At 38.3% G+C, this 20,618-nt stretch carries 16 protein-coding genes and 1 other annotated feature; of the genes, 14 read left to right on the top strand and 2 right to left on the bottom strand.

Translation table 11 applies throughout. The annotated features are described in order from the left end of the window. Positions 1-17: 17 nt before the first annotated feature. The 6 genes from ACFFIX_RS02070 to ACFFIX_RS02045 all read left to right on the top strand — a co-directional run bounded on the left by ACFFIX_RS02070 (position 18) and on the right by ACFFIX_RS02045 (position 9,740). Positions 18-770, top strand: a complete 753-nt coding sequence (locus tag ACFFIX_RS02070; RefSeq protein WP_378929996.1) for a TrmH family RNA methyltransferase — start codon at positions 18-20, stop codon at positions 768-770. A gap of 54 nt (positions 771-824) precedes the next feature. After that, positions 825-1,070, top strand: a binding site (T-box leader). 68 nt (positions 1,071-1,138) lie between these two features. Beyond that, positions 1,139-2,173: a phenylalanine--tRNA ligase subunit alpha gene (pheS, locus tag ACFFIX_RS02065; RefSeq protein ID WP_378929994.1), complete on the top strand. Its 1,035-nt coding sequence runs from the start codon at positions 1,139-1,141 to the stop codon at positions 2,171-2,173. A 15-nt stretch (positions 2,174-2,188) separates the two neighbouring features. Beyond that, the gene (gene pheT, locus ACFFIX_RS02060) at positions 2,189-4,603 is read left to right on the top strand and encodes a phenylalanine--tRNA ligase subunit beta (RefSeq protein ID WP_378929992.1); all 2,415 of its coding nucleotides are present in this window, start codon (positions 2,189-2,191) and stop codon (positions 4,601-4,603) included. A gap of 546 nt (positions 4,604-5,149) precedes the next feature. Beyond that, positions 5,150-6,523, top strand: coding sequence for a penicillin binding protein PBP4B (gene pbp4b, locus ACFFIX_RS02055; RefSeq protein ID WP_378929990.1), 1,374 nt, complete (start codon positions 5,150-5,152; stop codon positions 6,521-6,523). Between the two features lie 21 nt (positions 6,524-6,544). Next, positions 6,545-8,485 (top strand): glycoside hydrolase family 3 protein, encoded by a 1,941-nt coding sequence (locus tag ACFFIX_RS02050; protein WP_378929988.1) that lies wholly within the window; start codon positions 6,545-6,547, stop codon positions 8,483-8,485. Positions 8,486-8,513: 28 nt separating this feature from the next. Next, entirely contained in the window at positions 8,514-9,740 is a 1,227-nt protein-coding gene (locus tag ACFFIX_RS02045) for an exo-beta-N-acetylmuramidase NamZ family protein (RefSeq protein ID WP_378930354.1), read from the top strand. A gap of 101 nt (positions 9,741-9,841) precedes the next feature. Here the strand turns inward: ACFFIX_RS02045 and ACFFIX_RS02040 are convergent, their stop codons facing one another. Continuing rightward, entirely contained in the window at positions 9,842-10,150 is a 309-nt protein-coding gene (locus ACFFIX_RS02040; protein ID WP_378929986.1) for a hypothetical protein, read from the bottom strand. Between the two features lie 19 nt (positions 10,151-10,169). Next, positions 10,170-11,099: a ribonuclease HIII gene (gene rnhC / locus ACFFIX_RS02035; RefSeq protein ID WP_378929984.1), complete on the bottom strand. Its 930-nt coding sequence runs from the start codon at positions 11,097-11,099 to the stop codon at positions 10,170-10,172. Between the two features lie 192 nt (positions 11,100-11,291). On the opposite strand from rnhC, the gene zapA reads away from it, so the two are divergent. From zapA to ACFFIX_RS01995, 8 genes are all read left to right on the top strand, one after another. Continuing rightward, entirely contained in the window at positions 11,292-11,549 is a 258-nt protein-coding gene (gene zapA, locus ACFFIX_RS02030) for a cell division protein ZapA (RefSeq protein WP_378929982.1), read from the top strand. A gap of 9 nt (positions 11,550-11,558) precedes the next feature. After that, positions 11,559-12,110, top strand: coding sequence for a CvpA family protein (locus ACFFIX_RS02025; RefSeq protein WP_378929980.1), 552 nt, complete (start codon positions 11,559-11,561; stop codon positions 12,108-12,110). 103 nt (positions 12,111-12,213) lie between these two features. Next, positions 12,214-13,932, top strand: a complete 1,719-nt coding sequence (polX, locus tag ACFFIX_RS02020) for a DNA polymerase/3'-5' exonuclease PolX (protein ID WP_378929978.1) — start codon at positions 12,214-12,216, stop codon at positions 13,930-13,932. Positions 13,933-14,002: 70 nt separating this feature from the next. After that, entirely contained in the window at positions 14,003-16,360 is a 2,358-nt protein-coding gene (locus ACFFIX_RS02015) for an endonuclease MutS2 (protein WP_378929976.1), read from the top strand. Between the two features lie 16 nt (positions 16,361-16,376). Beyond that, the gene (locus ACFFIX_RS02010; protein ID WP_378929974.1) at positions 16,377-16,781 is read left to right on the top strand and encodes a DUF350 domain-containing protein; all 405 of its coding nucleotides are present in this window, start codon (positions 16,377-16,379) and stop codon (positions 16,779-16,781) included. Between the two features lie 273 nt (positions 16,782-17,054). Next, complete coding sequence (locus ACFFIX_RS02005) at positions 17,055-18,743, top strand: AMP-binding protein (RefSeq protein ID WP_378929972.1); 1,689 nt, start codon at positions 17,055-17,057, stop codon at positions 18,741-18,743. 431 nt (positions 18,744-19,174) lie between these two features. After that, positions 19,175-19,762: a fatty acid metabolism transcriptional regulator FadR gene (fadR, locus tag ACFFIX_RS02000; protein ID WP_378929970.1), complete on the top strand. Its 588-nt coding sequence runs from the start codon at positions 19,175-19,177 to the stop codon at positions 19,760-19,762. A gap of 71 nt (positions 19,763-19,833) precedes the next feature. Continuing rightward, the gene (locus tag ACFFIX_RS01995; protein ID WP_378929968.1) at positions 19,834-20,604 is read left to right on the top strand and encodes an enoyl-CoA hydratase; all 771 of its coding nucleotides are present in this window, start codon (positions 19,834-19,836) and stop codon (positions 20,602-20,604) included. Positions 20,605-20,618: the final 14 nt, after the last annotated feature.

Here is a 20,618-nt window from a genome sequence, read left to right as displayed (position 1 = left end):
GTAAAGGAGTACGTAACATGAATCGAATAGAATCTGTTAAAAATACAAAAGTGAAACAGTGGCGCAAACTACATACAAAAAAAGAACGAGAAGCAACAGGTACCTTTCTTATTGAAGGCTTTCATCTAGTGGAAGAGGCTCTCAAACGTAAAGAGATTATCCGAGAATTAATCGTATCGGAAGAAGTAAGCTTGCCTTCTTCTTGGAATGTTGATGATTTAACAATGACGATCGTGACTACTGAAGTCATGAAGGCGATAAGTGATACGGAAACACCTCAAGGAGTTGCAGCCATTTGTGAAGAACTAATTCCAACAAACATTGATTCTTGGCAAAAATTATTGTTTGTTGACGCTCTTCAAGACCCTGGGAATCTTGGAACGATTATTCGTACAGCAGATGCAGCGGGCATTGATGGAGTCGTTTTAGGTAAAGGAACAGTAGACTTATACAACCCAAAGGTCGTGCGTTCTAGCCAAGGATCTATTTTTCACTTAGCGATAAAAAAGGCGAACCTACAAGAAATGCTTCACATATATAAAGAAAAAGGATTCCCTATTTATGGAACTTCATTACAAAATGGAGTATCCTATAAGGAAATAAAACCTTCGACCTCTTTTGTCCTAATCATGGGAAATGAAGGTTCAGGCGTTGGTCAGGATTTGTTAGCGAAAACAGATCAAAATCTTTATATTCCAATCTATGGTGGAGCCGAATCTCTTAATGTAGGGATAGCTACTGGAATTTTACTTTATCATTTACGTGGATAACCTTGCGAGAACGAAATCTATTTATTATAATAAACTACAGTTAGTTACATATGAAAAGAAACGATGATAGAGAGTAGTAATTTACCAAAATCGCCATCTTAGGGAGAAAGTGTCGTGACTGCAAGCACTTTTATGGTTGACCGTAAATGAATTCACCTCTGGAGTTGACACTAGGACCATGCTGGTAAAATGGCATCTAAAGGTGTTCCGGTTTTTACCGTTATTGAAATGAAGTGAGCAATACACGATTCTTTTGTATTGTTAACAAGGGTGGTAACGCGATATCAACTCGTCCCTTTTTGGGGGCGAGTTTTTTGTTTTTCAAAAAATAGATCTACCATTTAAGATCCGATGAAGGAGGAAATCTCATGCAAGAGCAATTAAAACAGCTTCAACTAGAAGCATTGGAGAAAGTAGAGCAGGCCTCTAATTTGAAGGAGCTAAATGACATTCGTGTCGCTTACTTAGGTAAGAAGGGTCCTATTACAGAAGTACTTAGAGGGATGGGTAAATTATCAGCTGAAGAAAGACCCGTCATGGGAGCGTTGGTAAACGATGTTCGTGAAAGCATTGCAGGTTCGATTACGAGTAAACAGGAAAATCTTGAACTAGCAGCTGTCGAAGAGAAATTATCCTCTGAGACAATTGATGTGACGTTACCTGGTAGAACTGTAAAAGTCGGAAATCACCATCCAATCACAGCTGTTGTTGAAGAAATTGAAGACTTATTTCTAGGGATGGGCTATAGCATTGCTGAAGGACCAGAGGTTGAAACAGATTATTATAATTTTGAAGCACTAAACCTTCCAAAAGGTCATCCTGCCCGAGATATGCAAGATTCTTTTTACATTACGGAAGAGCTGCTGCTTCGTACTCATACATCACCAGTCCAGGCAAGGACTCTTGGCATGTTTAATGGTCAAGGACCAGTTAAAATTATTTGTCCTGGTAAGGTGTATCGCCGTGATAATGATGATGCGACACATTCACATCAGTTCACACAAATTGAAGGACTTGTCGTGGATGAAAACATTTCAATGAGTGATTTAAAAGGAACGCTTGAAGTTTTTGCGAAGAAAATGTTCGGTGACGAGCGTGAAATCCGTTTACGCCCAAGTTTCTTCCCGTTTACCGAGCCTTCTGTTGAAGTTGATGTGTCATGCTTCTCATGTGGTGGTAAGGGATGTAGCGTTTGCAAAAGAACAGGATGGATCGAGATTTTAGGAGCTGGTATGGTACATCCGAATGTACTTGAGATGGCTGGATTTGATTCGAAGAAATACCGTGGTTTCGCTTTTGGTATGGGTCCAGAAAGAATTGCAATGTTAAAGTACGGAATCGATGATATTCGTCATTTTTACACAGATGACCTACGTTTCTTAAAACAATTTAAACGAGCTTAATAGGAGGGCTACTTCATGTATGTTTCATATAAATGGTTACAGCAATATGTAGATGTTTCAGATATTACTCCTTCAGATCTTGCAGAAAAAATAACGCGCAGTGGGATCGAAGTAGAAGGTGTTGACGTTCTAAACGAAGGTATTTCAGGTGTAGTGGTTGGTCATGTTTTAGAGCGTGAGCAACATCAAAACGCAGACAAACTAAATAAATGCTTAGTTGATCTTGGAAATGGTGAAACCGTTCAAATTATTTGTGGAGCTGCGAATGTTGACAAAGGGCAAAAGGTAGCAGTTGCAACGGTTGGAGCGGTTCTACCAGGTAATTTTAAAATTAAAAAAGCAAAGCTTCGTGGAGAAGAGTCACACGGAATGATTTGCTCTCTTCAAGAGCTTGGAATAGAATCTAAACTTGTTTCTAAGGAATATTCTGAAGGTATTTTTGTATTTCCTAATGATGTTGAAGTGGGAGCAGACGCATTAGCACAACTGAATCTTAATGATTCAATATTAGAGCTAGGTTTAACGCCGAACCGCTCTGATTGTTTAAGTATGCTAGGTGTCGCGCATGAGGTAGCAGCTATTTTAGGAACATCTGTAACATATCCAGAGGTTTCGTATGAGACTGTAAGTGAAAAAGCATCGGAAGCGATTTCCCTTACCATTGAAGCGAAGCAAGACAATCCATTGTATATTGCAAAAGTAATTAAAAATGTAAAAATTGCTCCATCACCTCTTTGGATGCAAACACGATTAATGGCTGCTGGGATTCGCCCTCATAACAATGTTGTTGATATAACAAACTTTGTTTTGCTAGAGTACGGCCAGCCTCTACATGCTTTTGATTACGATCGTTTAGGGTCAAAAGAAATTCTGGTTCGTCGTGCAAAAGCTGGTGAAAAAATTGTTACACTAGATGATCAAGAACGTACATTAACAGAAGAACATTTAGTGATTACAAATGGAACAGAGCCAGTTGCATTAGCTGGTGTAATGGGTGGTGCAAATTCAGAAGTTCATTCAGATACAACGACGATCTTACTTGAATCTGCTTTATTTGATGGTGGAACAATTCGAACATCTTCAAAAGATCATGGACTACGAAGTGAAGCAAGTGCACGTTTTGAAAAAGGTGTTGATCACAACCGTGTTCGTGCAGCAGCAGAACGAGCAGCACAGCTTATTGCACAGTATGCGGGTGGTGAAGTTTTACAAGGATCTGCCATATTTGATGAAGTGAACAAAGAGCAGGCAGTTATTTCAACAACCGTTGAGAAAATCAATGCTGTACTCGGGATGAATATCTCTTCAGAAGAAATAAAAGCAATTTTTGACCGTCTTCAATTCGAGGTTACTAGTGATAACGGGACGATCACTGTCACTGTGCCATCGAGACGAGGAGACATTACTATTGAGGAAGATTTAGTTGAAGAGGTTGCAAGACTTTATGGGTATGATAATATCCCAACAACGTTACCAGTTGGGGCATCAATTCCTGGGAAATTAACCGAATACCAAGCAAAACGTCGTAAAGTCCGCCGTTACTTAGAAGGTGTTGGTTTATGTCAAGCAATTACTTACTCATTAACAAGCACTGAAAAAGCTACAAAGTTCGCGCTAGAACAGTCTGAAGTTACTCGACTATCGCTTCCAATGAGTGAAGAGCGAAGTGCGCTAAGACTAAGCTTAATTCCGCATCTATTAGAAACATTAAAATACAATATTGCGAGACAAATTGATCAAGTAAGTCTTTATGAAACGGGATCTGTTTTCATATCAAATGGAGAAGGAAAGCAGCCTACTGAAAAAGAACGGTTATCAGGTGCAATTACTGGACTTTGGCATGTTCACGCATGGCAAGGTGAGAAAAAGCCTGTAGATTTTTATGTTGTAAAAGGGATTTTGGATGGTTTATTTGATGTACTAGGTTTAACAGATGTTATCTCCTATAAACAAGCGAAGCGTGAAGGGATGCATCCAGGAAGAACGGCTGAAGTGTTTGTAGCAGACAATCTCGTAGGATATGTAGGTCAAGCTCATCCTGTTGTTCAAAAAGAACTAGATCTATCAGAAACATTTGTATTTGAGCTTTCATTAGTCGATTTATTAACAGTAAATCTCGAGGAAGTTCGTTTTGCAAGTATTCCTCGCCATCCTTCTAGCACGCGAGACATTGCCCTTGTTGTAAACAGTGAGGTCATTGCCGGCGATATCAAAGTAGCAATCATTGAAGCTGGTGGTAAATGGTTACAAGACGTTGAGGTTTTCGACGTCTATCAAGGAGATCGTTTAGAAGAAAATAAAAAATCTGTCGCATACTCACTGCGTTATTTTGACCCAGAGCGTACGTTAACAGATGAAGATGTTACAAAGGCACATGAAAAAGTGTTAAAAGCTGTGGAAGAGAAATTCGGAGCTGTACTTAGAGGATAGTAATGAGCAGAACTAAATTAGCAGAAGCTTCTCAGGCAAAAGTAAACCAATAAAATATCTATACAGAGAAATGCCCTATTCATACTATTGAATGGGGTATTTCTCTGTATAAAAAGCAGTTTAATATGTTTGAATGCAAAGTTAATCTTATATAACTATTATTCATAAATATATTTGAAATATTTGTACCGATTTAACTAATGATAAGTTCAAACTCAGATGTTAGTAGGTCATTCAGACTATTGAGTGATTGCGAATTGGTACCGGTGTAATTAAATGGAGTTTTCAAATGTTAAAACCATTTGGTAGAAAAGCACTATCGTTAAATATTATTTGAAACGATATTTTAAATATATTTTAAAAAAAATGAAATTTAGTCCGTAAAATAATATACTGAATATTGTGAAATCATAAATTAGCCACGGTTGACATTTCGTATGAATCGTTAAAGAAAGGAGGAAGACTAGTATACGTAGGAGCTAAGATGATGATTTACATGTAATAGACTAATAGTTCTTTTAAATAAGCTAACAAAGGGGAAAAATGATGAATAAATGGACAAGATGTATGATAGGTACTGTACTTACTCTCTCTTTGCTCATACCTTCAGTAGCTTTAGCTCAAACAAATGGTGACCATAATGCTACTGCAGTGAAGAAAGAATCAATTACCAAGTACCCTGTTTTATCGAAAGCAAAAAAACCAGAAGAAGTAGGGTTTTCTTCCGAAAAACTTAAAAAAGTGGATCAGCTGATTGAAAAAGAAGTTGCTGCCGGCTTTCCAGGAGCTGCCTTAATTGTTATAAAGGACGGAAAAATCGTTAAAAATGATAGCTATGGCTATAAGCAAAAGTTTGATGGACATTTACCGCTTAGAAAGTTTCTGAAAATGGAAAACGACACGCTGTTTGATCTTGCTTCAAATACAAAAATGTATGCAGTAAATTTTGCACTTCAAAAGCTTGTTAGTGAAGGTAAACTTGATATTCATGCAAAGGTTCAGCAGTATATTCCTGAATTTAAAGATACTGAATCAGATGTCATAAAAGGAAAAGATACACTGCGTATCATTGATGTTCTCCACCATACGGCTGGATTTAAGCCAGATCCACAATATCATAATCCAAGTGTTTCAAAGGAGCTATACTCGCAGGAAAAAACGAAAACGATTGAGTTTATTTCAAAAACACCACTTACGTATGAACCTGGTACAAAAAATGTCTACAGCGATGTTGATTACATGCTTCTTGGAGCAATTATTGAGCGTATTACGGGTCAGCAGTTGGACACATATGTTGAAAATGAAATATATAAACCCCTTCATTTAAAAGATACAAAGTTCAACCCACTTCAAAAAGGATTTAAGCCCAAGAATATTGCTGCAACTGAGCTGCTTGGAAATACGAGAGATGGCGTAATTGATTTTCCAAATATTCGAACGTATACACTTCAAGGAGAAGTTCATGATGAAAAAGCGTTTTATTCCATGGAGGGTGTTTCTGGTCATGCAGGTCTTTTCTCCACAACCGGTGATCTAGCTGTTCTACTACAGGCGATGATAAATGGCGGAGGATATGGAAAACATACCCTATTTGATCAAGAAACAATCGACGAATTTGTAGCACCATCTGAAATGAATTCGACTTATGGACTTGGTTGGAGACGAAATGGTAATGAGAGCATGGAGTGGATGTTTGGTCCCCACGCAAGTGAAAACGCTTACGGTCATACGGGATGGACAGGAACTGTGACGATTATTGATCCTGAATTAGATTTAGGTATCGTGCTGCTCACGAACAAAAAACATTCTCCTCTTGTAAATCCGGAAGTTAACTCTAATCAATTCTTTGGTGACCTTTTCAGTACAGGCAGCTATGGAAGTGTCGTAACTACTATTTATGATGCTTTAGAGACTAAATAGAAAAGCGAGGGGGAAGGAAGAATGAATAAAAGGAAATGGGTATCCGCTGTTTTAGCTGGAGTCCTGGTACTATCAGCGATTCCGGGCTTTAAGTCAGAGACAGCATCCGCCGAAACCATTGATGTGCAAACAATTGTAACTAACATGTCGATTGATGAGAAGGTCGGGCAAATGCTAATGCCGGATTTCCGAAATTGGAAAAAAGCTGATGAGAGCAAGGCGACAGGATTTACAGTCATGAACGATGAAGTCGCAAGTATCATTAAAAAATATCATTTAGGCGGTGTTATTTTATTCGCTGAAAATGTGGTAGAGACAGAGCAAACAGTCCGTCTTGTTGATGGATTGCAACAGGCAAGCCCAGAGATTCCGCTGTTTATGACAATTGATCAAGAAGGCGGGATCGTGACACGCCTTCAAACTGGGACTAACCTTCCAGGAAACATGGCACTTGGAGCAACCCGAAGCGAAAAATACGCCTATCAAACTGGCGAAATCATCGGGAGTGAGCTATCGTCACTTGGCATTAATGTGAATTTCGGTCCTGCGGTTGATGTGAATAATAACCCTGGAAATCCTGTCATAGGTGTACGTTCTTTCAGTTCGAATCCTGAGTTGGTCTCGAAGCTTGGCATTCAAACAATCAAAGGATTACAAAGTCAGAATATGGCAGCAACGACAAAGCATTTCCCAGGACATGGGGATACAGCTGTTGATAGTCATTACGGTCTTCCACTTGTTTCACATGATAAAGAACGACTGCGTGCTGTCGAGCTCGTTCCTTTTCAAAAGGCAATCGATGCTGGCGTAGATATGATGATGACTGCACACGTTCAATTCCCTGCATTTGATGATACAACCTATATCAGCAAAAAAGACGGACAAGAAATCATGGTCCCCGCCACACTTTCAAAAAAGGTTATTACAGGTCTATTGCGAGAAGAAATGGGATTTGACGGGGTTGTCGCAACAGATGCATTAAACATGAAAGCAATTGCTGACAATTTTGGTCAAGAGGATGCAGTCGTTTTAGCCCTAAAATCAGGAGTAGATATCGCGCTAATGCCTGCACAGGTTAATTCTCTACAAATGGAAGAGAATTTAAGCTCCGTTTTTAATGCAGTAAAGGCCGCAATAGAAAATGGAGAATTACCGATGGAGCAAGTCGATCAATCTGTTGAAAGAATCCTAGAGCTGAAGGTGAAACGAGGCATTTTTAAGCCAAGTGAAGAAGTTGATCAAACTCCGATTGATGAAAAGGTTGAAAATGCTGTTAAAGTAGTTGGAAACAAAGATCATCTCAAAAAGGAAAAGGAAATGGCAGAGGATGCCGTTACTCTTCTGAAAAATGAAGATAAAACATTACCTTTCAAACCAAAGAAGGATGAAACGATACTCGTCCTAGCTCCATTTGCAGATCAAGTTGAATCAATGACTAGAACCATAAATGAATTAGCGGATAAGAGGAAAATGAAGAACGTAACTGTAACAGGGTATAGCTTTTCAGGAAAATCATTTAACGATGAAGTTGCTGGGCTTATTGATGAAGCCGACTATATCATAACAGGGTCATACGTGGTTAAAAACGATCCTGCTGTAAATGATGGCGTGATTGATGACAGTATCCAAGATTCAAGCAAGTGGGCGACAGCTTTTCCAAGGGCTGTCATGAAGGATGCACAGACTAAGGATAAAGAATTTGTCTTAATGAGCTTGCGAAACCCTTACGATGCAGCTAATTTTGAAGAAGCAAAAGCAGTTCTCGCAGTATACGGATTTAAAGGCTATTCAAACGGCCGCTACAGACAGCCGAATATACCAGCCGGAATACAAACCATTTTCGGTGAATCCAGACCAAAAGGGAAACTACCTGTCGATATCCCTTCCGTAACAAATCCGAATCAGGTTCTATATCAATTTGGCTATGGTTTAGACATTCGAACAGGAAAACAACTTAATTAACGGGGGAATCATCTTGAAACGTATTCTAATGTTAATGATCATTTTTATGATAGCTTTAAGCACCATCTCTAGTGGAGGAGAAGTCTCAGCCGATAAAGAAAAGAACAAGAACAAGGTTACTCCAGGAGTTGAAGTCCTCTTAGGAGATCAAAAAGAGTTGCTTAAAGGAAAAAAAGTGGGATTAATCACAAATCCAACAGGGATCGATTCGGGTTTAAGAAGTATTGTTGACCTGTTCAATGATGATCCTGATATTGAATTAACCGCTTTGTACGGTCCTGAGCACGGAGTCCGTGGAGATGCACAGGCTGGAGCTGGCGTTGAATTTTACATCGATGAAAAAACAGGTCTACCTGTGTACAGTTTGTACGGAAAAACAAAAAAACCAACTCCAGAAATGTTGAAAAATGTCGACATTCTCGTCTTTGATATTCAAGATGTCGGTACACGGTACTACACGTATATCTATACAATGGCTTATGCAATGGAGGCCGCAAAAGAAAATAACATTCCGTTTATTGTGCTTGACCGTCCGAATCCACAAGGTGGTTTATCAGTAGATGGACCAGTGCTTGATCCCGAATTCTCTTCTTTTGTAGGATTGTACCCAATCCCGTTAAAGCATGGAATGACGGTAGGGGAGCTTGCTTCTTTTTTCAATAAAGAGTTCAAAATAGGAGCTGACTTAGAGGTGGTCAAAATGAAAGGATGGAAACGTTCGATGGATTTTGATGATACGGGTCTACCATTCGTTTTGGCTTCTCCAAACATGCCAACTGTTTCAACAACTTTTGTTTACCCAGCAACAGGATTAATTGAGGGTACTAATGTGTCTGAAGGTAGAGGAACTACAAAACCATTTGAATTGATTGGAGCACCTTACATCAACAGCACTGACCTTTCTGAAAAACTAAACGAATTAAATTTACCTGGTGTAAAATTTAGAGCGGCTTCCTTTACACCCACTTTTTCAAAACATGCTGGCAAACTTAGTCATGGTGTCGAAATTTACGTAACAGATCGTGATAAATTTGAGGCAGTCCCAACTGGGCTTCACATCATTAAAACGATTCATGACATGTATCCAAATGACTTTCAATTTCTTGCTGCAAATAATTTCAGTTTATTAGTCGGTAATGATTGGGTAAGAACAATGATCTTAGAAGGTGCCTCTGTTAGTGAAATTATAAGCGAATATCAGACTGAACTTAATGATTTTAAAAAGGTGAGAAAAGGTTATTTGATGTATAAATAAAGTTTAGCTTATATAGGTAGCAAAAGGCAGGTTACTAAAAATGTAACCTGCCTTTTTGATATAGCTTAAAGCAAGAGCAGAGATGGTCATGTTTTGTTTTTTTACCCGCTGTTATTTTCCCTCTTTTGAGCTAGTTTTATCTCTTGGTAAATTTCAATAAATTCAAAGGGTCTTGTTTTTATATAGAAAGAGAAGACTCCTTGTATCGTATGTAGATAAAGAATGCCTTTATTATCACTCATAGGTTTATAAGACATATCCCAAACATCTTTAAAAGAAAAAATATGAGAGTTTGTTCTAATTACTTCTTCTGATAATTGTAACCGATACTCTGATTCTACATAAAGCTGCTCATTCCAATGGATGGATCGATCTGTAATATAATAGGTCTGCGTTGCAAGTATATCCATTTTAATCCTCCAACCTTATTCAACGTGAGAGTCGAATTGCTTTTTCTGTATTAGCAAAATGCTTTTTTGTAAGAGTTGTTAAAAAATCGATTCCTTTTAATCGGATGATTTCGGCGGCTACTTGATCTACTTTTGCGCCAGCTCCCTTTGGTATCGTTACACCTGCTGTTAGTGAAAGTTTATCAAACTCTTTCACAAAAGAGTAGCGAGCAATGATTGAAGCGGCAGCGACTGCTAAGTGAATACCCTCCGCTTTTGTAGAGAAGTAGGTGTGCTCTGTTTGAAATGTTTTACCTTGTAGATGCTTAAAATAAATAGCCGGGTCAACGAATTGATCAATGAGCATGCCTTCTGGTTTTTCTGGATCGAGCTTTTTTAGTAGATGCTGAATGGCTTGATTATGTAGTAAAGCCTTCATTTTCCCTTGTGACATTCCTTTTTGTTGTAGCTGATTATATTTTTCGTTATTCAAGACAAGTAAACTATAGGGGATAGTATGAATGAGATTTTCAGCAATTTTAATAATCTGAGGGTCTTTTAAATGCTTTGAATCTTTAACCCCAAGTTCTTGTAGCAATAAAAGCTGTTCTTTTTTTACATAAGCAGCAACAACCGTAATCGGCCCAAAAAAGTCGCCAGTCCCCACTTCATCGGATCCGATAATCGACATAGTTGCGATGTTTGTTGGGGGCTGGTAACGAGAAAACGTTTGTTTTTGTAGAGCCTTCTTCTGTGGCTCTTCTTTTTGAGTGCCCCACTTACCAGATTCTATTTCAGCTGCCTGACCTTGAAATAGAACTTTCCCTGAACGATAGGCAGTAATCGTGCAACCCGTTAACTTAGCTGTAAACACCGCTCCTGGTGGTACTTTAACACTCAGAAATGAAGCGTATTGCTTTTCCATTTTTTTTATTGTCGAATTATCTACCTTAATAACTGCATGACCCAAACCAATCAACCCTCTTTTTTAGTATTTTTATTTTTCTCAAGGCTTAATAAACCGTACTATTCTAAAACTAAATTTAAATCAGTCACGGGACGTAACAACGCTACCCAAAAATAGACCGTGTTTTTTCAGCAAAGCTGAAAAACTTATGGTATTATGTATTTTAAAGGATTTGCAGGGAATGGAGGATTTTCAGTGTCAAATCGCCCAAAAACGAAAACGACAGTCAATATATATGGACAGCAATTCTCAGTTATAGGGACGGAAAGCACTAGCCATGTTCGTATGGTTGCTTCCATTGTTGATGATAAAATGAGAGACCTAAATAGTAAGAATTCTAGCCTCGATATAAATAAACTGGCAGTATTAACTGCTGTAAATGTTGTGCATGATTATCTGAAACTAAAAGAAGATTACGAGAAGTTAGAGAGACAATTTACAGAAAAGGATTGAAGTAAAGAAATGCTAGATTTAGTAATTATTATCATTCTATTATTTGGAATACTAGTTGGACTTAAACGCGGTTTTATTCTTCAATTCGTTCATTTAACCGGATTTATTATTGCTTATATTGTAGCATATCAATATTATGAGACGTTAGCCCCGAAGTTAAAGCTGTGGATTCCCTATCCTTCTACTAGCGATGGTCCAGCTGTGCTGTCGATTTTGAGTGGAGATGATTTAGAAGGTTCCTTTTACCGAGCAGTGGCATTTGTGCTATTATTCATTGGGACAAAAATTGTTATGCAAATTATTGGGTCCATGCTAGATTTTGTTGCCTTATTGCCAATTTTAAAACAGCTTAATAAATGGGCAGGCTCTATATTAGGTTTTGTAGAAATCTACTTAATTGTATTTATTTTACTTTTCATCGGTGCTTTAATGCCAATAGGGCCGTTACAAAGTGCGATGGAACAATCTATGTTAGCAGACTTAATTGTCAATCATACTCCTTATTTCTCAGACAAAGTAAATGAGCTTTGGATTCAATATACGAACGTAACTTCTCTATAGAAATAGAGAAGTTTTTTCATTCTTAACTATTGTACTTTTCAAGCATTTATTTGTATCATTTTTATAGAAGGTTTACGTAAGTCATTAACTAGAGGTGAGTCGTTTGGAACTACATAAAAAAGACGTGATAAAGCTGTTAGAAAAGATTGCTATTTACATGGAGCTTAAGGGTGATAATCCATTTAAAATTTCAGCTTTTCGTAAAGCGGCAAATGCACTTGAATTGGATGATCGAAGTCTTGCAACAATTGATGACTTTACAAAGATTGCAGGAATCGGAAAAGGAACTTCCTCGGTTATTGAGGAATATTTAAAAACAGGCCAATCAGAGATGCTAAATCAACTACAAGAGCAAGTGCCAACAGGATTACTGCCTCTTCTTAAACTACCAGGCTTAGGTGGTAAAAAAATAGCAAAGCTATATAAAGAATTAAAAATAGATAGTCTAGATGCATTAAAGCAGGCATGTGACGACAATAAAATTCAAGATCTTGCTGGTTTTGGAAAAAAATCCGAAGAAAAAATTCTAGCAGCTATTGAAGAAGTGGGAAAGCGTCCTGAGAGACTTCCACTAAGCTTTATGCTACCAATTGCAGATGAAATTGAAGCTTATTTAAAAACGTGTAATGGAATTCTTTCTTTTTCAAGAGCGGGTAGTCTACGTAGAATGAGAGAGACGATTAAAGATCTAGATTTTATTATCGCTACAGATAACTATGAAATAGTACAAAAACAATTGCTTGAAATTCCACATGTTTCTGACGTAATTGCAAACGGTGAAACAAAAATTTCACTTCAGCTTAGCTATGAATACGAAGTGAGCGTCGATTTTCGTATCGTTCGTGCAGCTGAGTTTGCAACAACACTTCATCATTTTACAGGATCAAAAAATCATAATGTGAGAATGCGTCAGCTTGCAAAAGAACGTGGAGAAAAAATTAGTGAATATGGTGTCGAAAACAATGAAACGTCTGAAGTTAAAACGTTTGAAACCGAAGAAGCTTTTTACGCATATTTTGACTTACCGCACTTCCCTCCAGAATCGAGGGAAGCTGGGGATGAAGTCGATTTAATAAAAAAAGACAACAAACTGATTCAATTAGGGGATATTAAAGGCGACTTACATATGCACTCAACATGGAGTGATGGAGCCTTCACAATTAGAGAAATGGCTGAAGCTTGCCGAGAAAAAGGGTACAGCTATATGGCGATTACCGATCATTCACACTACTTAAAGGTTGCGAATGGATTAACACCGGAAAGACTACGTGCACAAAAAGAAGAAGTGAAAGCATTGAACGAAGAATTTGAGGACTTTACGATCTTAACAGGTGTTGAGATGGACATTCTACCTGACGGAACTCTTGATTACGACGATGAGCTGTTAGGAGAGATGGATCTTGTCATTGCTTCAATTCATTCTAGCTTTTCACAACCAAGAGAAGTGATCATGGAGCGGTTAAAAAATGCACTCGAGAATCATCATGTGGATATCATTGCCCATCCAACAGGGCGCTTGATAGGTCGCCGAGCAGGCTATGACGTTGACATTGATCTGCTGATCCAGCTTGCAAAGGAGACGGATACTGCACTTGAGTTAAATGCAAATCCAAATCGACTAGATCTAAGTGCTGAACATATTCGAAAAGCACATCAAGCGGGTGTTAAAATTGTTATAAACACAGACGCACATAACAAAGAAATGCTCGGTCACATGCCAATTGGCGTTTCAACTGCAATTAAAGGTTGGGTTGAAAGCGAAAACGTTATTAATACTTGGGAGCTCGAGAAGGTAAAAAGTTTTTTGAATCGACATCATTAAATCTGATTTTATAAAGAAATAGCAGGAAAACCCCTTCATTGGAAGGTTCCTATACAGGAGGTTTTATTCATTGCAACAAAAAGTAATGAGAGTGTTAGAATTTGAAAAAGTAAAGGAACAGTTACTAAAGCACGCCTCGTCCTCTTTAGGAAAAGAGAAGGTGGAAAAGCTTGTTCCATCAACAGATTATCAAGAAGTGAAAAGGCAACATGAACAAACAGATGAAGCCGCCAATGTACTAAGATTAAAGGGTCACGCTCCACTTGGAGGTTTAGTTGACGTTCGTGCGAATATCAAAAGAGCGCAAATCGGTGGCATGTTAAGCAGTTTCGAGTTAATTGAAGTTGCAGGGACATTATATGCTGCAAGAAATATGAAAAAGTTTATCGTAGATATGATTGAAAGTGGGATTGAGCTTGTCCATCTTCCATTGCTGGCTGAACGAATTGTCGTTTTGCAAGAACTTGAAAGAAAAATTAATCAATGTATTGATGACAATGGAAATATGCTCGATAGTGCTAGTGATACGCTAAAGAATATAAGACAGCAACTACGCACAACTGAAGCGAGAGTTCGTGACAAGCTAGAATCGATGATTCGCTCATCCTCTGCCGGGAAAATGCTCTCAGATGCCCTGATTACAATTCGGAATGATCGGTTTGTACTTCCCGTAAAGCAGGAATATCGTTCAGCTTACGGCGGGATCATTCATGACCAATCAAGTTCAGGTGCAACTCTTTTTATTGAACCCCAGGTGATTGTGGACTTAAACAACACATTACAGCAGGCAAAGATGAAGGAAAAAGTTGAAATAGACCGAATTTTACGAGCATTAACAGAAGAAGTTGCCCTACACGCTGAAGAAATACTAGAAAATGTTGTTTGCCTTGCCGAGATGGATTTTATGTTTACAAAAGCAAAGTATGCAAAGCAAATTAAAGGCACGAAACCGGCCATTAACAATCAAGGTATTGTGAAAATTTTTAAAGGCCGCCACCCCTTGTTACCTGATGAGGTTGTAGTAGCTAATGATATCGAGCTCGGAATGGATTTTTCGACGATTGTGATAACAGGTCCAAATACTGGGGGAAAAACAGTTGCGTTGAAAACCTTGGGATTATTCACACTTATGGCACAGTCAGGCTTGCAAATTCCTGCACTCGACGGATCTGAAATGGCTGTTTTTAATTCGGTGTACGCCGATATTGGAGATGAACAATCGATCGAACAAAGTTTGAGTACGTTTTCATCACATATGGTAAACATTGTGGATATACTTGAGCGGGTAGATGACAACAGCCTTGTTTTATTTGATGAACTTGGTGCAGGAACAGATCCTCAGGAAGGTGCAGCCTTAGCTATTTCTATTTTAGATGAAGTGCACCAAAGAGGTGCTAGAGTTGTCGCTACTACACATTACCCGGAATTAAAAGCCTACGGATACAACCGACCAGGAGTTATTAATGCTAGTGTGGAGTTCGATATCAATACACTAAGCCCAACTTATAAACTATTAATAGGAATACCGGGACGAAGCAATGCATTCGAAATTTCGAAGCGATTAGGCCTTCGGGAAGAAGTTATCCAACGTGCTAAATCTGAAATGAGTTCTGAAAGTAATGAAGTTGACACAATGATTGCTTCCTTGGAAACCACTCAAAAACGTGTTGAGAGCGAAAGAAGTAAAGCGGAAACCATTCGTAAAGAAGCCGAGCAGCTACACCTTGAGCTGCAACAGCAAATTCTTGAGTTTAACGAACAGCGCGATAAACTATACGAAAAGGCTGAAAAACTTGCCGAAGAAAAAGTGGATCAAGCAAAGGAAGAAGCCGAAGAAGTCATTCGTGAGCTAAGGAAATTGAGAAAAGAGCAACATGCCAACGTGAAAGAGCATGAGTTAATTGACGCAAGAAAAAGGCTAGAAGAAGCTGTTCCAGCTTTTGAAAAAAGTAAGAAGGCTGAGAAAAAAACGGTTAATCACCAGGTTCTCTCACCTGGAGACGAAGTCAAAGTGATAAGCTTTGATCAAAAAGGTCATTTGATTGAAAAAGCGAACGAGAAAGAATGGCAAGTGCAAATTGGAATCATGAAAATGAAGGTCAAGGAAAAGGATTTGCTTTATCTAGGTAAGCCTAAACAAGTTGAAACGAAGCCGCTCGCGACTATAAAGGGAAGAGACTACCATGTTTCCTTAGAGTTAGATCTCCGCGGTGAACGTTTTGAAGCCGCTCTCCTAAAGGTTGAAAAATACTTAGATGACGCAGTATTAGCAGGATATCCGAGAGTTTCAATTATTCATGGAAAAGGAACAGGTGCATTAAGACAGGGTGTAAAAGAATTCCTTAAAAACCACCGCAGTGTTAAGAATACTCGTTTTGGTGAAGCAGGTGAAGGCGGAAATGGTGTAACCGTAGTCGAATTAAAGTAAGCTAAAGGAGACAAGTATGAACCAATTTTGGGAAAATGAACTCGTTCAGACGGCAGCGTATTATAGTGTCGTCATTCTGTGTATTGTTGTATTTTTAACCATCTTTGAACTCGTAACCAAGTACAAAAATTGGGAAGAAATACAAAAAGGCAATATGTCTGTGGCAATGACGACAGGAGGAAAAATCTTCGGGATTGCAAACATTTTTCGTTTTTCGATTGGCCAACACGACAGCTTGCTTCAGATGATTGGTTGGGGATTATACGGTTTTATCCTCCTTCTACTTGGCTATTTCATCTATGAATTTCTAACACCAAAGTTCAAAATTGATGATGAAATTCAAAAAGACAATCGTGCGGTCGGTTTCATTTCAATGGTCATCTCAATTGGTCTTTCATTTGTCATTGGTGCTGGTATATAAGGAGAGAGAAAACTGTGGAAACGTTAGCAAAAGTATTACTTGGATTTTGTGGAGTATTTATTTTGATTGGCATCATTTATTTAATGTTTTTTTAAAAGATGGATGAAGAAAAAGGAATCTAATGAGAGCTGTTAGATTCTTTTTTTGTCTTTTATAAAATATAAATAATTTATAAAAACCGAAAATACTTATATTTCTGAATATAATTCTGCTATACTCTTTTTATAAAGGATAAGTCAAAAGTCTTATACTCGGTCAAAGGAGGAATCAGAAATGGAAACACAAAAACCTTGGCTACAACATTACCCAGAAGATCTGCCTCATCATCTTAGCTTCGAAAACAAACCGCTCCAACAGTATTTAAAAGAAGCCGCATCAGAATTCCCATCAAAATCAGCGATTAATTTCCTGGGCAAAGAGATTACGTTTTCAGAGCTTTACACGCAATCTTTGAAGCTTGCAAGCTACTTGCAGAGTATTGGTGTGCAAAAGGGAGATCGCGTCTCAATTATGCTACCTAATTGCCCACAAGCTGTAATCGCCTACTATGGTGTTCTTTTTTCAGGAGGAATTGTTGTGCAAACAAATCCTTTATATATGGAACGAGAGCTTGAGTACCAGTTGAAAGATAGTGGATCGGAGTACATTTTAACGTTGGACTTACTCTATCCTCGTGTTTCAAAAATGAAAGCGTTAACAGGATTAAAACATGTCATTGTAACAAGTATAAAGGACTATTTGCCTTTTCCGAAAAATGTTCTTTATCCGTTCGTACAAAAAAAACAAAACCAGCTAGTTGTCAAAGTTGAACACGGTGGTGACAACCATCTGTTTAAAGAGATTTTAAAACGTGCGCAACCAGAGGTAAAAGAAGTTGAAGTTAATACAAAAGAAGACATTGCTCTTTTGCAATATACAGGTGGCACGACTGGTTTTCCTAAAGGGGTCATGCTGACACATGAAAATCTAGTTGCTAATACAACGATGTGTTCCGCATGGATGTATAAAAGTAAAAGAGGCGAAGAAGTGGTTCTAGGAATAATACCGTTTTTCCATGTGTATGGAATGACAACGGTTATGAATTTATCGGTGATGCAAGGATTTAAAATGATTCTTCTTCCAAAGTTTGATGCAACCGATACATTGAAAGCCATTCAAAAACATAAGCCAACACTTTTTCCAGGAGCACCAACCATTTATATTGCCCTTTTAAATCATCCTGATTTGAAGGATTATGATCTGTCTTCTATTGATGCTTGTCTTAGTGGTTCTGCTCCCCTTCCGGTTGAGGTCCAAGAACGCTTTGAACGAGAAACAGGTGGCCGTTTAGTTGAAGGATATGGTTTATCAGAAACTTCACCCGTTACCCATTCGAATTTCCTATGGGGAGAACGCAGAAAAGGTAGTGTAGGAGTACCTTGGCCAAATACAGAATCTGTTATTTTTTCAATGGAAAATGGTGGAATTGCATCAACGAATGAGCTCGGAGAAATAGCCATTCGTGGTCCACAGGTAATGAAGGGCTATTGGAATAAACAAGACGAAACAAACGCTGTTTTAAAGGATGGTTGGCTCCTAACTGGAGATATAGGCTATATGGATGAAGATGGCTATTTCTATATCGCTGATCGCAAAAAAGATTTGATTATCGCTGGTGGTTTCAATATTTACCCACGAGAAATTGAAGAAATTCTATATGAAAATGAAAAAGTTAAAGAAGTCGTTGTCGCTGGAATTCCAGATCCATATCGCGGAGAAACAGTAAAAGCATATATCGTCTTAAGAGACGGCCAAACGGCAACTGAAGAAGAGATGAATGAGTTTACACGTAAACATTTAGCGGCCTATAAAGTTCCTAGAATTTACGAATTTAGAGAAGAATTGCCAAAAACAGCAGTCGGAAAAATACTTAGACGTGCACTTGTTGATGAAGAAAAAGAAAAATTAAAAAATGCAAACTAAGTAGTTCACTATAATCGAAAGTTTGTTTGAACCAGAGCCGCCTAGTGGTAAGGTGGCTCTGGTTTTCCATACACCAGAATTTATATAAATTTTAAACTCAGTATGCGTTTCTGAATCCAGCTCCAGCGCCTAGCCCCGACGCACAGGATGTGCTAGTGCAGTCAATGCGACAGGACGTCGCGTTCTTGACTGCCTCGAGGTCATAAGTCAATTATAAATTGAAGGCAAAAAACGCCTTCTATTTATAATCGTCTTATGCTTGTCAGGGCTGACCAAGGCGCTTGCGCTTTTCCACCATAGTTTGAGAGCTTTCTAACTTTTAATGTTATAATGTTTTAAATTAACGTAATAGGCTTGACATCATTCAAAGAAAATCTTATGATTAATTTATGAATGATTATTCATTCATTTTTTGAAGGGAAGAGTATGAATTGAAACATAAAAAACCAAAATACAGACAAATTATTGATGCGGCTGTCATTGTTATCGCTGAAAATGGCTACCATCAAGCACAAGTTTCGAAGATTGCTAAGCAAGCAGGTGTAGCAGACGGGACAATTTATCTCTATTTCAAGAATAAAGAAGACATTCTCGTTTCTTTATTTCAAGAGAAAATGGGAACGTTCATTGAAAAAATTGAAGAAGAAATAGCAGGAAAAGAAACAGCTTCGGAGAAGTTATATATGTTGATAGAAAAACATTTTGCATTACTTGCTGCAGATGATCACCTTGCCATCGTAACCCAGCTAGAGTTAAGACAATCTCACAAGGAATTGCGATTAAGAATTAATGAAGTGCTGAAAGGTTACTTAAATGTTGTAGACAAGATTGTTATAACAGGAAAGCAAACCGGAGAATTCCGAGATAACTTAGATCTTCGACTTGCTAGGCAAATGATCTTTGGCACGATTGATGAAACAGTTACGACATGGGTAATGAACGAACATCGGTTTAATTTACAAGAACTAGCTAGTCAAGTTCATGAACTCATTATTTATGGGTGTGGAAGGCCTGCATAAAAGGCCTTTTCGATCCTACTCGTCAAACCTGATCAGCAAATGCTTGTAAGTGAATATGTGGAGGGTCGATTATGAACTTTTTAAAAGTAACGAGAGAAGACTATGTAGCAATTATCACTATTCAACATGGACCAGCAAACGCATTATCGTCTTCTGTTTTGAAAGAGCTTTCATTGCAGCTAGATCAACTAGAACATGATTCAGCAGTAAGGGCGATTATCCTCCATGGTGAAGGACGTTTCTTCTCAGCAGGTGCTGATATTAAAGAATTTGTCAGCATACCTAATGGAGAGGAATTTGCTTTATTAGCTGAGAGTGGACAACAACTTTTTGAACGAATAGAAACATTCAATAAGCCTGTGATTGCTGCCATTCATGGAGCCGCACTTGGTGGAGGTTTAGAGCTTGCGATGTCCTGTCATTTAAGAATTGTAACAGAGGACGCTAAGCTCGGTCTACCTGAATTACAATTAGGCTTAGTACCTGGATTTGCAGGAACACAGCGCCTGCCAAAATACGTAGGCACTGCAAGAGCGCTTGAAATGCTATTAACAAGTGAACCGATTACAGGTTTAGAAGCTGTGCAATTTGGACTTGCTAACCACGCCTATACAAATGAAACAATTCTTGAAGAAACATTGAAGCTAGCGAAAAAATTTGCACAAAAAAGCCCGATTTCAGTTAAAGCAACCATTTCACTCTTAAATGCTTCAAAAACTCCATCGTATCATCAAGGGGTTGCAGCCGAAGCTAAATGGTTTGGTGATGTGTTTGAAAGCTCTGATGCGAAAGAAGGTATTTCAGCTTTCCTTGAAAAGCGTAAGCCTCAATTTAAAGGTTAATAACGATTTTCATT

Source organism: Metabacillus herbersteinensis (assembly GCF_042433335.1).
Taxonomy (GTDB): Bacteria; Bacillota; Bacilli; order Bacillales; family Bacillaceae; genus Metabacillus; species Metabacillus herbersteinensis.
The sequence above is the reverse complement of the archived record's forward strand: the minus strand, read 5'-3'. Positions and strand labels throughout refer to the sequence as shown.

Excerpts from the sequence above, each read along its gene's own strand:
- ACFFIX_RS02070 (WP_378929996.1), top strand. The coding sequence starts at position 18 with ATGAATCGAATAGAATCTGTTAAAAATACAAAAGTGAAACAGTGGCGC.
- pbp4b (WP_378929990.1), top strand. The coding sequence starts at position 5,150 with ATGAATAAATGGACAAGATGTATGATAGGTACTGTACTTACTCTCTCT.
- pheT (WP_378929992.1), top strand. The coding sequence starts at position 2,189 with ATGTATGTTTCATATAAATGGTTACAGCAATATGTAGATGTTTCAGAT.
- ACFFIX_RS02025 (WP_378929980.1), top strand. The coding sequence starts at position 11,559 with ATGCTAGATTTAGTAATTATTATCATTCTATTATTTGGAATACTAGTT.
- ACFFIX_RS01995 (WP_378929968.1), top strand. The coding sequence starts at position 19,834 with ATGAACTTTTTAAAAGTAACGAGAGAAGACTATGTAGCAATTATCACT.
- pheS (WP_378929994.1), top strand. The coding sequence starts at position 1,139 with ATGCAAGAGCAATTAAAACAGCTTCAACTAGAAGCATTGGAGAAAGTA.
- ACFFIX_RS02005 (WP_378929972.1), top strand. The coding sequence starts at position 17,055 with ATGGAAACACAAAAACCTTGGCTACAACATTACCCAGAAGATCTGCCT.
- ACFFIX_RS02010 (WP_378929974.1), top strand. The coding sequence starts at position 16,377 with ATGAACCAATTTTGGGAAAATGAACTCGTTCAGACGGCAGCGTATTAT.
- ACFFIX_RS02040 (WP_378929986.1), bottom strand. The coding sequence starts at position 10,150 with ATGGATATACTTGCAACGCAGACCTATTATATTACAGATCGATCCATC.
- ACFFIX_RS02050 (WP_378929988.1), top strand. The coding sequence starts at position 6,545 with ATGAATAAAAGGAAATGGGTATCCGCTGTTTTAGCTGGAGTCCTGGTA.
- ACFFIX_RS02045 (WP_378930354.1), top strand. The coding sequence starts at position 8,514 with ATGTTAATGATCATTTTTATGATAGCTTTAAGCACCATCTCTAGTGGA.